General features: G+C 68.9%; 12 protein-coding genes and 1 pseudogene. 6 read left to right on the forward strand and 7 right to left on the reverse strand.

Features of this window, described 5'->3' with window-relative positions; genetic code table 11:
* Positions 1–29 precede the first annotated feature (29 nt).
* Both IE278_RS18500 and IE278_RS18505 read left to right on the forward strand, forming a co-directional pair.
* Positions 30–443 (forward strand): ATP-binding protein, encoded by a 414-nt coding sequence (locus IE278_RS18500; protein ID WP_055512819.1) that lies wholly within the window; start codon positions 30–32, stop codon positions 441–443.
* On the forward strand, positions 440–1,585 hold the full coding sequence (locus IE278_RS18505) for an RNA polymerase sigma factor SigF (protein WP_189773640.1): 1,146 nt from the start codon (positions 440–442) through the stop codon (positions 1,583–1,585). Before IE278_RS18500 ends, IE278_RS18505 begins: the two co-directional genes overlap by 4 nt.
* A gap of 111 nt (positions 1,586–1,696) precedes the next feature.
* On the opposite strand, the gene IE278_RS18510 is transcribed toward IE278_RS18505, so the two are convergent.
* Positions 1,697–2,146 (reverse strand): hypothetical protein, encoded by a 450-nt coding sequence (locus IE278_RS18510; RefSeq protein ID WP_189773642.1) that lies wholly within the window; start codon positions 2,144–2,146, stop codon positions 1,697–1,699.
* 158 nt (positions 2,147–2,304) lie between these two features.
* Here IE278_RS18510 and IE278_RS18515 point away from each other — a divergent pair, with 158 nt between their 5' ends.
* Complete coding sequence (locus IE278_RS18515) at positions 2,305–3,273, forward strand: diacylglycerol/lipid kinase family protein (RefSeq protein WP_189773643.1); 969 nt, start codon at positions 2,305–2,307, stop codon at positions 3,271–3,273.
* Between the two features lie 264 nt (positions 3,274–3,537).
* Entirely contained in the window at positions 3,538–3,795 is a 258-nt protein-coding gene (locus IE278_RS18520) for a WhiB family transcriptional regulator (RefSeq protein WP_016639615.1), read from the forward strand.
* Between the two features lie 237 nt (positions 3,796–4,032).
* Here the strand turns inward: IE278_RS18520 and IE278_RS18525 are convergent, their stop codons facing one another.
* Positions 4,033–5,508: a sensor histidine kinase gene (locus tag IE278_RS18525; RefSeq protein WP_189773644.1), complete on the reverse strand. Its 1,476-nt coding sequence runs from the start codon at positions 5,506–5,508 to the stop codon at positions 4,033–4,035.
* A 384-nt stretch (positions 5,509–5,892) separates the two neighbouring features.
* Positions 5,893–6,000: pseudogene (locus tag IE278_RS42300) on the reverse strand (TetR/AcrR family transcriptional regulator); the annotation flags it as partial.
* 144 nt (positions 6,001–6,144) lie between these two features.
* Between IE278_RS42300 and nagB the strand changes: the two are divergent.
* A complete protein-coding gene (gene nagB / locus IE278_RS18530) occupies positions 6,145–6,930 on the forward strand; it encodes a glucosamine-6-phosphate deaminase (protein ID WP_189773645.1) in 786 nt (261 codons plus the stop codon).
* 233 nt (positions 6,931–7,163) lie between these two features.
* Here the strand turns inward: nagB and IE278_RS18535 are convergent, their stop codons facing one another.
* From IE278_RS18535 to IE278_RS18550, 4 genes are all read right to left on the reverse strand, one after another.
* Positions 7,164–8,654, reverse strand: a complete 1,491-nt coding sequence (locus tag IE278_RS18535; protein ID WP_189773646.1) for a glycoside hydrolase family 3 protein — start codon at positions 8,652–8,654, stop codon at positions 7,164–7,166.
* Between the two features lie 9 nt (positions 8,655–8,663).
* Positions 8,664–9,494 carry a carbohydrate ABC transporter permease gene (locus IE278_RS18540; RefSeq protein ID WP_189773647.1) on the reverse strand — a complete coding sequence of 277 codons (831 nt, stop codon included), beginning with the start codon at positions 9,492–9,494 and terminating at the stop codon, positions 8,664–8,666.
* Positions 9,491–10,519 (reverse strand): carbohydrate ABC transporter permease, encoded by a 1,029-nt coding sequence (locus tag IE278_RS18545; protein WP_189773648.1) that lies wholly within the window; start codon positions 10,517–10,519, stop codon positions 9,491–9,493. Before IE278_RS18545 ends, IE278_RS18540 begins: the two co-directional genes overlap by 4 nt.
* 86 nt (positions 10,520–10,605) lie before the next feature.
* Positions 10,606–11,883 carry an extracellular solute-binding protein gene (locus IE278_RS18550; RefSeq protein WP_189773649.1) on the reverse strand — a complete coding sequence of 426 codons (1,278 nt, stop codon included), beginning with the start codon at positions 11,881–11,883 and terminating at the stop codon, positions 10,606–10,608.
* Between the two features lie 418 nt (positions 11,884–12,301).
* Here IE278_RS18550 and IE278_RS18555 point away from each other — a divergent pair, with 418 nt between their 5' ends.
* Positions 12,302–13,066: a GntR family transcriptional regulator gene (locus IE278_RS18555; RefSeq protein ID WP_107021392.1), complete on the forward strand. Its 765-nt coding sequence runs from the start codon at positions 12,302–12,304 to the stop codon at positions 13,064–13,066.
* The last annotated feature ends 35 nt before the right edge of the window (positions 13,067–13,101 follow it).

The following is a 13,101-nucleotide window of genomic DNA, read 5'->3' on the forward strand; positions in this document are numbered from 1 at the left end:
AAAGAGCTTGTACCACCTTGGAGGTGAGGGTGTCCCAGATCGCAGGCGAGCCCGCGACCCAGGACTTCGTGGAAGTCCGGCTGCCGGCTGCGGGTGCCTACCTGTCGGTGCTGCGTACGGCCACGGCCGGCCTCGCGGCGCGCTTGGACTTCACCCTCGACGAGATCGAGGATTTGCGTATCGCCGTGGACGAGGCGTGCGCGATCCTCCTGCAACAGGCGGTGCCGGGCTCCGTGCTCAGCTGTGTCTTCCGCCTGATCGACGACTCGCTCGAGGTGACTGTCTCGGCCCCGACCACCGACGGCCACGCCCCCGCGCGGGACACCTTTGCCTGGACCGTGCTGTCGGCCCTCGCAGGCAAGGTCTCCTCCTCGGTGGCCGATGACAAAACCGTTTCGATCAGCCTCTACAAACAGCGCGGCGCGGGACCCGGGCCGGCGTGAGGAACGGGGACGGGCCGGTGCGGGACGAAGAGCGCGGCACACGGGAACTTTCCGCCGAGGGCGAAGGCGGCCCGGGCGGGCCCCGGCGTCTGGTGGAAGGCGTCGACGGCATCCCCGAACAGCAGGCCCGGCCGCACCCGGAGGACGGCAGTTCCCCGGCGGCCGGGGCGGCTCGGGGAGAGCCGGTCGACCAGGACGAGCGCGAGGCGCTTTCCGGCAGTGACGGGCGACAGGATCCAGACGTTGCCGCGCAGTGGGGGTCCCCCCGGACGGAGTCTGGGGGGACGTCCTTGGAAGGGCGGCGGCGGGTGACGGGCGGGATCATGAGCGAGCAGCACGAACACGAGCGAAACGCCGACAACGGCGCGTCGGGATCACAGCACGACCCCCACAACAGGAGCGGGGCGCGGGCCAAGTTCATCGAGCTGCGCAAACTGGACAGCACCAGCGCGGAGTACGCGGAGCTGCGCAATCAGCTGGTCCGCATGCATCTGCCGCTCGTCGAGCACCTCGCCCGCCGCTTCCGCAATCGCGGCGAGCCGCTGGACGACCTCACACAGGTCGCGACCATCGGCCTGATCAAGTCGGTCGACCGGTTCGACCCGGAGCGCGGTGTCGAGTTCTCGACGTACGCGACCCCCACAGTCGTCGGTGAGATCAAGCGGCACTTCCGGGACAAGGGCTGGGCGGTGCGCGTGCCGCGCCGGCTGCAGGAGCTGCGGCTCGCGCTGACCACGGCGACCGCGGAGCTCTCGCAGCAGCACGGCCGCTCGCCGACCGTGCACGAGCTGGCCGAGAAGCTGGGCATCTCGGAGGAGGAGGTCCTGGAGGGCCTGGAGTCGGCCAACGCGTACTCCACGCTGTCCCTGGACGTCCCCGACACGGACGACGAGTCCCCGGCCGTCGCGGACACGCTCGGCTCCGAGGACGAGGCCCTGGAGGGCGTCGAGTACCGGGAGTCCCTCAAGCCGCTCCTGGAGGACCTGCCCCCGCGTGAGAAGCGCATTCTGCTGCTGCGTTTCTTCGCGAACATGACCCAGTCGCAGATCGCCCAGGAGGTCGGCATCTCGCAGATGCACGTCTCCCGGCTGCTGGCCCGGACGCTGGCCCAGCTCCGCGAGAAGCTGCTGGTGGAGGAGTAGGCGGCACGTCACACGGCTCGCGCCCCGTCAGGGGCGCGGCGGACCCGGTGACCCGCCCGGCCCGTGCGCCCCGTGCGCCGGTTCACGCTCAGCGCGCGGCGCGGCTTTCCGTCACTCCGAGTCCCGCACCGCGCCCGGCCCGGTGATCCCGAGCGCCCGTGTCGTCTCGGGGTTCAGGATCAGTACGAGCGTCGCGACCGCCACCACCGCCAGGGCGATCCCCCCGGGGATGGCGAGACTGTCGGCCTGGAGCAGGTTGTACGCGACGGGCAGCGCCATGATCTGCGTGATGATCGTGGGCCCCCGGCTCCAGCTGCGCCGCAGCAGCAGTCCCCGCGCGGCCAGCAGAGGCAGCAGGGCGAGTGCGATCAGCGTCACACCCCCGGTGACCGCCTGGCTCCGGTCGTCCGGATGGCCGGTGAGGCCCATCACCAGCAGATAGACGCCTCCGGCGACGAGGGCGACCCCCTCCAGCCCGACGAGTGCGGCCGCCATGGTCAGCCGCCCGGGGCGGGGGTCGGCGCCGACGTCTTCCGGGGTGGGATTCTGCTCAGAGCTCACCCCTGAAGGGTAGCCCTCGCGTCCTGTGCGCCCCCTGCCCGCCCACGGCCCCGGGGCTCCCACCGGGCGATCCGCACGCGAGCGACGGGCTCCGCGGCTCTCACCTGATCCTCACCTCGGTATGGGACGAGTACCACGCGGTAGGTACGCTGCATCGCATGCGTGCACTTCTTGTGGTCAATCCGGCAGCTACCACCACCAGCGCACGCACGCGTGACGTCTTGATCCACGCGCTGGCGAGCGAGATGAAACTCGAAGCGGTCACCACCGAGTACCGCGGCCACGCGAGAGACCTCGGGCGGCAGGCCGCGGAGAGCAAGGACATAGAACTGGTCGTGGCTCTCGGCGGCGACGGCACGGTCAACGAGGTCGTGAACGGTCTGCTGCACAACGGCCCCGACCCCGACCGGCTGCCCGGCCTCGCCGTCGTCCCCGGCGGCTCCACCAACGTCTTCGCCCGCGCCCTGGGCCTGCCCAACGACGCCGTCGAGGCGACGGGCGCCCTGCTGGACGCCCTGCGCGAGGGTCGGCAGCGCACGGTGGGCCTCGGTCTCGCCGCGGGCACCCCGGGCACCGAGGACGAGGCGGTCCCCTCCCGCTGGTTCACCTTCAACGCGGGACTCGGCTTCGACGCCGGCGTGGTCGGCCGGGTCGAACAGCACCGGGAGCGCGGGAAACGCTCCACGCACTCGCTCTATCTGCGTCAGGCGATGCGCCAGTTCTTCGGGGAGACCCACCGCCGGCGCGGCACCATCACGCTGGAGCGGCCGGGTGCCGACCCGGTGACCGATCTGGTGCTGTCGATAGTCTGCAACACCTCGCCGTGGACGTATCTGGGTAATCGCCCGGTGTACGCGTCACCTAAGGCCTCGTTCGATACCGGCCTCGACGTACTCGGTCTCAGCCGCATGTCGACGAGCGCGGTTGCCCGGTATGGCACCCAGTTGCTCACTTCGTCCCCCGAGCGCGGACCCCACGGCAAGCACGCGGTGTCCCTGCACGATCTGACCGACTTCACCTTGCATTCGAAGGTCCCACTCCCCCTCCAGATGGACGGCGACCACCTCGGACTGCGTACGAGCGTCGCGTTCACAGGCGTTCGCCGTGCACTGCGTGTGATTGTGTGAGCGGATACGGCTGTGACCTAGTCGACACCGAGGAATCAAAAAAAACTTTCCGGTAGGGGTTGTATCCGTCGCTGAGGTTTGCGAGTCTCTACGTGGCGCTCGGGACGGGCCGCAACATCGCCCCCACAGAGCGCCGGAACCCCTCCTCACTTCAAAGGACCACACCAGTCCGTCTGGTAGTCGGCCCTTCACTTGTTGAGGGATTCGTGAAAGCGTTCACATTCACAAGCAACGTGCATGTAATACCAAGGAGAGGTAGCAGCCATGGACTGGCGTCACAACGCCGTTTGCCGCGAGGAAGACCCCGAGCTCTTCTTCCCCATCGGCAACACCGGTCCTGCGCTGCTGCAGATCGAGGAAGCCAAGGCCGTTTGCCGTCGTTGCCCCGTTATGGAGCAGTGTCTGCAGTGGGCGCTTGAGTCCGGCCAGGACTCCGGCGTCTGGGGTGGTCTCAGCGAGGACGAGCGCCGCGCAATGAAGCGCCGCGCCGCCCGCAACCGGGCCCGTCAGGCTTCCGCCTGACAACCCACCCCGCGACAGCCCTGAGCTTGGCGGCGCGTACAGCGTGTACGCATCTCCCGCCCCCGAGCCGCAGCGCGCAGTACCCCCGATGCGCAACCGAATGACACTTTGAGCCCCGGACCACTCAGTGGTCCGGGGCTCATTGCTGTGTGCACCGGGGTGAAGATTACGCAGCGTGTTCGTGAAGTAGTGGTGCGGGAGGTACGGGAGTTACGCGAGGGGTGATGGGGGCCCGGGTTACTTGGGGTTCCGTACCGGGATGTCCAGGACGACCTGGGTGCCCCGCTCGGGGGCCGCGACCATGTCGAAGGTGCCGCCCAACTCGCCCTCCACCAGCGTCCGGACGATCTGCAGGCCGAGATTGCCCGAGCGGTGCGGGTCGAAGCCCTCGGGCAGGCCCACCCCGTCGTCCTGGACCGTGACCAGCAGGCGGTTCTCCTTCGATGTGCCGCCGCGGACCGCGGACACCTCGACCGTGCCGCGCTCGCCCTCGCGGAAGCCGTGCTCCAGGGCGTTCTGCAGGATCTCGGTGAGGACCATGGAGAGCGGGGTCGCGACCTCGGCGTCGAGTATGCCGAAGCGGCCCGTGCGCCGGCCGACGACCTTGCCCGGCGAGATCTCGGCGACCATGGCGAGCACCCGGTCGGCGATCTCGTCGAACTCCACACGCTCGTCCAGGTTCTGCGAGAGCGTCTCGTGCACGATCGCGATGGAGCCGACCCGGCGCACCGCCTCTTCGAGTGCTTCGCGGCCCCGGTCGGACTCGATGCGGCGGGCCTGGAGGCGCAGCAGGGCCGCGACCGTCTGGAGGTTGTTCTTCACCCGGTGGTGGATCTCCCGGATGGTCGCGTCCTTGGTGATCAACTCGCGCTCGCGACGGCGCAGTTCGGTCACGTCACGCAGGAGGACCAGGGAGCCGACGCGCGTCCCCTTGGGTTTCAGCGGGATCGCGCGCAACTGGATCACGCCGTCGTTGCTCTCGATCTCGAACTCGCGGGGTGCCCAGCCGCTGGCGACCTTCGCCAGCGCCTCGTCCACCGGGCCCCGCGACGGGGCGAGTTCGGCGGTGGTCCTGCCGAGGTGATGGCCGACCAGGTCGGCGGCGAGGCCGAGGCGGTGGTACGCCGACAGCGCGTTCGGGGACGCGTACTGGACGACGCCGTCCGCGTCCACCCGGATCAGGCCGTCGCCCACGCGCGGCGAGGCGTCCATGTCGACCTGCTGGTTGGGGAACGGGAAGGAACCCGCCGCGATCATCTGGGCCAGGTCGGACGCGCTCTGCAGATAGGTCAGTTCGAGCCGGGAGGGCGTGCGGACCGTGAGCAGGTTGGTGTTGCGGGCGATGACCCCGAGGACCCGCCCTTCCCTTCGTACGGGGATGGACTCCACCCGTACGGGGACCTCCTCGCGCCACTCCGGGTCGCCCTCGCGCACGATCCGGCCCTCGTCCAGGGCCGCGTCCAGCATGGGGCGCCGGCCGCGCGGGACGAGGTGGCCGACCATGTCGTCCTGGTACGAGGTGGGGCCGGTGTTGGGCCTCATCTGGGCGACCGAGACATAGCGGGTGCCGTCGCGGGTGGGGACCCACAGGACGAGGTCGGCGAAGGAGAGGTCGGAGAGCAGCTGCCACTCCGAGACCAGCAGATGCAGCCACTCGAGGTCGGAGTCACCGAGCGCGGTGTGCTGGCGTACGAGGTCGTTCATGGAGGGCACATGTGCGAGCGTACCCGTCAGGTACGACAAGACCCGAAATCAGCCACCCGTAAGGGCCCCGGAGACACCCGCGGGCCGCGGCGCCTGAGAGGGACCCTCAACCCTCCCGGCACCGCAGCCCGGAGCAACATCGGCCACGGGGTGTGCGGTCCCGATCGGCCGAGGATGAGGACCCGGTGCAGTCAGGGCAGAGAGCGCCGGCTCCTCGATCCGCCTTCCTGTGCGGGGAAGGCGGAGGCTTGGTCATTCAGCTGCGCGTGTGTGCTTTGCCTATGATTCTGGACTAGACCACTTCGGCTGTCCATGCGTTGTCGGATGTTTGTTGTTGTCCATTAATCCAACAACACGCGTCCTGCTTCACCCCGCAGCCTAACCCCGGGCGGTTCACGGGTGGGGCCGGATACGCGGAGCGAGTTGCGCCAGTGCCTCCCATTGCTCCCGGGTGGCTCCGTCCCGGGCCTGCTGGGACATTCCCTGGATCATGGCGCCGGTCGGTCCTCGACGGTGGCGGTGTCGGCGTTGCGCGTGCCGTACACGGACAGCCGTCCGGGAAGGCGCGACTGGAGAGGAGTGCTCTGCTAGATTGGTCTATACCACATACGCAGGTGAGTTCCCCTTCAGAACGGCAGGCCCAGCGTGGAAGTTGTCATCGTTTCGGACGCCAAGGCGGGTGGCGAGCTCATTGCCGGGGCCATGGCGGAGCTGCTCCGTCACAAGCCCGACGCCCTGCTCGGGGTGGCCACCGGTTCGACACCACTGCCCATCTACCAGGCGCTGGCGGCGACGGTGAGCGCCGGCGGCGTGGACGCCTCGCGGGCGCGGGTCGCGCAGCTCGACGAGTACGTGGGGCTGCCGGCCGAGCACCCCGAGTCGTACCGGTCCGTACTGCGGCGCGAGGTGCTGGAGCCGCTGGGGCTCGACCTGGGCGCGTTCATGGGGCCGGACGGGACCGCCGAGGACGTCATGGCGGCGTGCGAGGCGTACGACAGGGCGCTCGCCGAGGCGGGCGGGGTCGACCTCCAGCTGCTCGGGATCGGGACCGACGGGCACATCGGGTTCAACGAGCCGTGCTCCTCGCTGGCCTCGCGTACGCGGATCAAGACGCTGACCGAGCAGACGCGGATCGACAACGCGCGGTTCTTCGAGGGCGACATCGAGCAGGTGCCGCATCACGTGATCACGCAGGGGATCGGGACGATCCTGGAGGCGCGGCACCTGGTGCTGCTGGCCACGGGTGAGGGCAAGGCGGACGCCGTGGCGGCGACCGTCGAGGGGCCGGTGGCCGCGGTGTGTCCGGCGTCGGCGCTGCAGTTGCATCCGCATGCGACTGTCGTGGTGGATGAGGGGGCTGCGTCCAAGCTGAAGCTTGCGGAGTACTTTCGGCATACGTATGCGAACAAGCCGGCTTGGCAGGGGATTTAGCTGCCCTGGGGCGCGGGGGTTGTGTGGCCGGCCACGACTCACCTGCGGTGGGCGGGTGCGGGTTCGTTGTGGCTGGTTGCGCCGTTCCCCGCGCCCCTGAAGCGAACGACTGCGCCGTTCCCCGCGCCCCTAGAAGCTAAAAACTGCGCCGTTCCCCGCGCCCCTGAAAGCCAAGGACTGCGCCGTTCCCCGCGCCCCCAAAGGCCACAGGACTGCGCCGTTCCCCGTGCCCCTTATGGGGCGGTGATCGCCTCCGCTGCTGCCTGGCCGCAGGCTTGGGCTGCTCCGTGGGTGGCTATGTGGAGGGCGCCCTGGGGTGGGGCCTGGGGGACGCCCATTTCGATCACGATCGTGTCCGGGCGGGCGGTGATCAGCGTGTCCAGGGCCTCCGCCATCCAGGCGTGGCGGTGGGCGTCGCGGACCACGGCGACCACGCGGCGCGAACCGGCGGCCGCGATGACCTCGGCCCCGGCCCCCTCCCCCGTGAAACTGCCCGTCTCCGTGCCCGGCAGGATGCGCCGCAGTTCGGCGGCGACGCCCCAGGGGGTCTCGTCGCCGACGGCGATGTTGGCGACGGGGGTGAGGGAGGCGACGTACGGGGCCTCGGTGAGCGGGGTGTGGTGCTGCCCGCGGGTGATGGTCAGTGCTCGGCGGGCCGCCACCAGGCCGATGTCGGGGGCCGAGGCGGTCGAGGGCGCGGGCGTGACCTTGGCCGATGTCGTCCAGGAGGCCAGTGCGCGGACCCGGGCCGCCGCGTCGGCGAGGCGTTCCTCGGGGAGTTCGCCGGAGCGGACCGCCGTGACCAGCGCGTCCCGCAGTCGCAGGACCGTCTCCTCGTCGGCCAGTCCGCCGCCCACGCAGATCGCGTCGGCGCCCGCGGCGATCGCGAGGACACTGCCGCGTTCGATGCCGTAGGTCGCGGAGATGGCCTGCATCTCCATGCCGTCGGTGACGATCAGCCCGTCGAAGCCGAGTTCCTCGCGCAGCAGCCCGGTGAGGACGCGGCGGGAGAGGGTCGCGGGGTGGGCCGGGTCGAGCGCCGGTACCAGGATGTGCGCGCTCATCACGGCCCGGCTGCCGGCGGCGATCGCCGCGCGGAAGGGGGCCAGTTCACGGGCGTGCAGGACCGACAGGTCGGCGTCGATGCGCGGCAGCGCGTGGTGCGAGTCGACCGCCGTGTCGCCGTGGCCCGGGAAGTGCTTGGTGCAGGCGGCGACCCCGGCGGACTGGAGCCCCGAGACGTACGCGGCGGTGTGCCGGGCCACCAGGTCGGTGTCGGCGCCGAAGGACCGTACGCCGATGACGGGGTTGGAGGGATTGGAGTTGATGTCCGCGGACGGGGCCCAGTTGAGATTGACCCCGCAGACGGCCAGCCGGCGGCCCAGTTCATGGGCGACGGCCTCCGTCAGTGCCACGTCGTCGACCGCGCCGAGCGCGTGGTTGCCGGGGAACGACGATCCCGTACGCACCTCAAGGCGCGTGACGTCACCGCCTTCCTCGTCGATGGCGACCAGGACGTCGTCGCGTTCCGCGCGCAGTTGGGCGGTGAGGGCGGCGAGCTGGTCGGGAGAGGCGATGTTGCGGCCGAAGAGGCCGACGGAGGTGAGGCCCTCGCCGAGCCGCCGGAGCAGCCAGGAGGGTGCGGAGGTCCCGGTGAAGCCGGGCTGCAGGACGGCGAGGGCGTCACGGGTCAGCGTGTCCGTGCCGGAGGCAATGGTGGTCATCGGGTGGCGTTATCCCTTCACGGCGCCGGAGGTGAGTCCGCTGACGGCCTTGCGCTGGAGATAGACGAACAGGACCAGGATCGGGATCGCGAAGAGCGATGCCGCGGCCATGGTGGCCCCCCAGTCGTCGCCGAACGTCGTCTCGAAGCTGGAGAGCCACAGCGGGAGCGTCTGCTTCTCGGCGTCCTTGTTGAGGATCAGGACCAGCGGGAACTCGTTCCACGCCGTGATGAAGCCGAAGAGCGAGGTCGCCATGAGACCCGGGGCGAGCAGCGGGAAGATGACCTTCACGAAGGCCTGCCGGCGGGTGCAGCCGTCCACCATGGCCGACTCCTCCAGTTCCTTGGGCACCGCGGCGACGTAGCCACGCAGTGTCAGGATCGTGAAGGGCAGCACCATGATCATGTAGAAGGCGGTGAGCGGTATGAGGCTGTTCAGGAGGTCCGCGTCGCGCACGATCATGTAGATCGCGATGACCATGACCTCCCAGGGGGCCATCTGCGCGATCATGAAGGTCAGCAGGAAGCCGCGGCGGCCCTTGAAGCGCATGCGGGCCAGCGCGAAGGACGCGAGCAGTCCGATGACGAGGGAGAAGACCACCGCGAGGACGGTCACCGTCAGGGAGTTGCCGACCAGCGTCCAGAAGTGGTCGGCGTCGAGGGCCTTCTTGAAGTGGTCGAACGTGATGTCGGTCGGCAGGAAGACCGGGGTGTCCGCGATGATGTCGCCGGTCGGCTTCAGCGAGGTCGCGAACATCCAGTAGACGGGGAACGTGAAGACCACGAAGAGGACGAGGGCCGTCGCGTTGGGCCACAGCCGGGCCATCAGGGAGCGCTTCACAGCTCGTCCTCCTCTTGCTTGAGAACGGTACGCAGGTAGTAGGCCGTCAGGGCGAGCAGGATGAGGATCGTCAGGAACGAGATCGCCGCTCCCATCCCGTAGTGCTGGTTGCCGGGGCCCTCGACGAACGCGTAGATCGGCAGGGTCTCGGTGAGCCGGTCCGGGCCGCCCTTGTTCATCGCGAAGATCTGCGGGAACGCCTTGAAGATCCAGATGACCTCCAGGAAGGTCGTCGCCCACAGGAACGGCCGGATGAAGGGGAAGGTCACGGAGGTGAAGCTCTTCCAGGTGCCGGCCCCGTCGATGGAGGCGGCCTCGTACAGCTCCTTGGGGATGGTGGTCGTGGCTGCGTACAGGTTGATCGCCACGAACGGGATCGACTGCCAGACGATCAGCAGGGTGATCACGGAGAAGGTGGAGAGCTGGGTGCCGAACCAGTTGTAGTCGGCCATCGACGTCCAGCCCGCCTTGGCGAGCAGCCAGTTGACGACGCCGAAGCGCTGGGCGAACAGCCACTGGTAGACCGTGGTCGCGGCGATCACCGGCATCGCCCAGGCCAGGACGACGCCGAGCAGCAGCACCAGCCGCATGCGCTTGCCCAGCCGGGCGAGGAGCAGGCCGACGAGGGTGCCGAACACCATGGTGAGGACGACGTTGACGGCGGTGAAGACGACCGTCCGCTGGACGACCTTCCAGAAGTCCGCGCTGCTCAGGACGTCCGTGTAGTTGTCGATCCCTCTCCACTCGGTGAGGTGGAGGATCAGCTGGCGCGGGTTGAGGTTCTGGAACGACAGCATGCCGTTCTTGATCAGCGGCCAGCCGAGCAGGATCACCGTGGCGAGCAGGGCGGGCAGCAGGAGCACGTACGGGGCGGACGCGCCGCTGCGTCTGCCGGCCGGGTCCTTGCCCCTGCCCTCGTTCTTGCCCTTGCGTATGCCTGTGCCGTCGGGCGGGGGTACGTCGGTCTTACGGACACCGGGCGCGGCGGCCGTGCCTGTGTCCGTGCGGTCGGTCTGCACTGACATGCTCGCCATCTCTTCCACCATCGGGGTTCGCAGTTGAATGCGCCGGCGTGCCGGGGACGGAGGGACCGTCCCCGGCACGGAGGTGATCAGCTGCTCTGCGCGAGCCGCTTGTTGATCTCCGCCTCGACCTGCTTGGCGGCATCGGCGGGCGACTTACCCTTCAGGACCGCGGTCATGTAGGCCTTGATCGGGTTGGGGTCGTTCTCCACGGCGGCCCACTCGGGGATCAGCGGCGTGGTGCCACCGCCGGCCGCGGCCGGAGCGGCGGCCTCGGCGGCGCCGTTGCCCGCGAGGTGGATCTGCAGCGCCTCCTTGTTCGGGATGACGCCGTTCTCCTTGGCGAGCGCGCCCTCGAACTTGTCGGACAGGGCGAGCTTCAGGAACTCCTTGGCGAGCTCCTGCTTCTTGCTGCCCGCGGCGACCGCGAAGTTGGAACCGCCGAGGAAGACACCCTCGGGCGAGTCGGCCGTCTCACCGGGGATGGTGAAGTAGCCGATGTCCTTCTCGATCTTCTTGTTGGCCGCGATGGCCGTGCCGGCCTCCCAGCCCATGCCGATGAAGGCGCCGACGTTGCCCTTGGCGAAGACCTCGGCCTGCTGCGGGGTCGCCTCGTCCTTGTCCTTGGGGGCCTTGGAGTAGGACTGGTACTCCTTGTAGATGTCCATGGCCTTGCCGACCTTCGGGTCGGAGAGGTTGGAGACGTACTTGTCGCCTTCCTTCTTCACCAGGTCGGCGCCCTGGCCGATGGTCAGACCGTCGAAGAAGTACCAGTTCTGGCCGGGCAGGTAGATCGGCTCGGCGTCGGTCTTCTTGTCGATGGTCTTCAGGGCGTCGAAGAACTCGGCGCGCGTCTTGGGCGTGTCCGTGATGCCGGCGTCGGCCCAGACCTTCTTGTTGTAGATGACGACGCGGTTGGCGAAGTACCAGGGGGCGGCGTACTGCTTGCCGTCGAAGACCGAGGACTCGTTGAGTGCCTTGGTCCAGTCGGCGCCGATCTCCTCCTTGAGGTCGCTCAGGTCGGCGAGACCGCCGGTGGCCGCGTAGGCCGGGGTCTGCGTGTTGCCGACCTCGATGACGTCCGGCGGGTTGTCCTCGGAGAGCGAGGTGGTGATCTTCTGCTGGATGCCGTTCCACTGCTGCGTCTCGAACTTCAGCTTGGCCTTCGTCTTCTTCTCGAAGGCGGCCGTGAGGTCCTTGGTCCAGCCCTCGGGCGTGGAGCCGTCCATGGCCCAGACGGTCAGGGTCTGGCCCTTGTAACCGTCGGCCCCCGCCTTGCCGCCGTCGTCACCGTCGTCGCCGCCACAGGCAGCGACCGACATCAACATGCCCGCGACACCGACGGCCGCGATGAGCTTGCGATTCACGTCATCCTCCTCAGGGATGCCAGCAACCCCCCTGCCCACCGCGTGACTTACGACGAGTACTGCCCGTGGGGCTGGGACCTGGTCCTCAATGGTTTAGACCAGTACGGGGAGCTTGGCCTAGACCTAGAGGGGTGTCAAGGGTGAAAAAGCCGCTCCCGACCGTCCGTTACGCGACCTACATATGCAGGGACCTTTCACTACACGGGTGACAGATCGGGCGGGCCCGCGCGCAGGTCGCGACGGCGCCTCCGGGCCGGGCTGCGCGCCCTATGGACTAGACCAAAAGGGACCCCGACGGTATATAGAGGGGATCACGCAGCGTGCGGGGGGACACTCGCACGGCTGGGCGTGCCACGATGTGAGCCGTGGCCGGCGCGTACGTCGGCCGCATCGGCACTCGAAGCCGGGAAGGCAGAGTATGAGCACCGACGTCAGCAGTGCGGAGAACGAGGGTGGCGCCCCCATCCGTACCGCGCGCGTGCCCAAGTACTACCGCCTGAAGAAGCATCTGCTCGACATCACGGACACACTGCCGCCCGGTACACCGGTACCGCCCGAGCGCACGCTCGCCGCCGAGTTCGACACCTCGCGCACGACCGTGCGTCAGGCGCTGCAGGAGCTGGTCGTCGAGGGGCGGCTCGAACGCATCCAGGGCAAGGGCACGTTCGTCGCGAAGCCGAAGGTCTCGCAGGCGCTGCAACTCACCTCCTACACGGAGGACATGCGGGCGCAGGGGCTCGAACCCACCTCGCAGCTGCTGGACATCGGGTACATCACCGCCGACGACACGCTCGCGGAGCTGCTCGACATCAGCGCCGGGGGGCGGGTGCTGCGGATCGAGCGGCTGCGGCTCGCGAGCGGGGAGCCGATGGCGATCGAGACGACGCATCTGTCCGCGAAGCGGTTTCCCGCGTTGCGGCGGTCCTTGGTGAAGTACACGTCCTTGTACACGGCGTTGGCCGAGGTGTACGACGTGCGGCTGGCAGAGGCGGAGGAGACGATCGAGACGTCGCTCGCGACTCCTCGGGAGGCGGGGCTTCTCGGTACGGACGTGGGGTTGCCGATGTTGATGCTGTCCCGGCACTCGATCGATCAGGATCAGCAGCCGGTGGAGTGGGTGCGGTCCGTGTACCGGGGGGACCGGTACAAGTTCGTCGCGCGGCTGAAGAGGCCCACGGACTGATTGGGCCGGGGTGGGCTGGGGGGCGTCGTCGGGTG

It is taken from the genome of Streptomyces tauricus (assembly GCF_014650955.1).
Classification (GTDB): Bacteria; Actinomycetota; Actinomycetes; order Streptomycetales; family Streptomycetaceae; genus Streptomyces; species Streptomyces tauricus.

What these genes read in the sequence shown, in the direction of transcription:
- IE278_RS18515 (WP_189773643.1), top strand. Translation starts at nt 2,305, where the DNA reads ATGCGTGCACTTCTTGTGGTCAATCCGGCAGCTACCACCACCAGCGCA.
- IE278_RS18520 (WP_016639615.1), top strand. Translation starts at nt 3,538, where the DNA reads ATGGACTGGCGTCACAACGCCGTTTGCCGCGAGGAAGACCCCGAGCTC.
- IE278_RS18535 (WP_189773646.1), bottom strand. Translation starts at nt 8,654, where the DNA reads ATGACCACCATTGCCTCCGGCACGGACACGCTGACCCGTGACGCCCTC.
- IE278_RS18545 (WP_189773648.1), bottom strand. Translation starts at nt 10,519, where the DNA reads ATGTCAGTGCAGACCGACCGCACGGACACAGGCACGGCCGCCGCGCCC.
- IE278_RS18555 (WP_107021392.1), top strand. Translation starts at nt 12,302, where the DNA reads ATGAGCACCGACGTCAGCAGTGCGGAGAACGAGGGTGGCGCCCCCATC.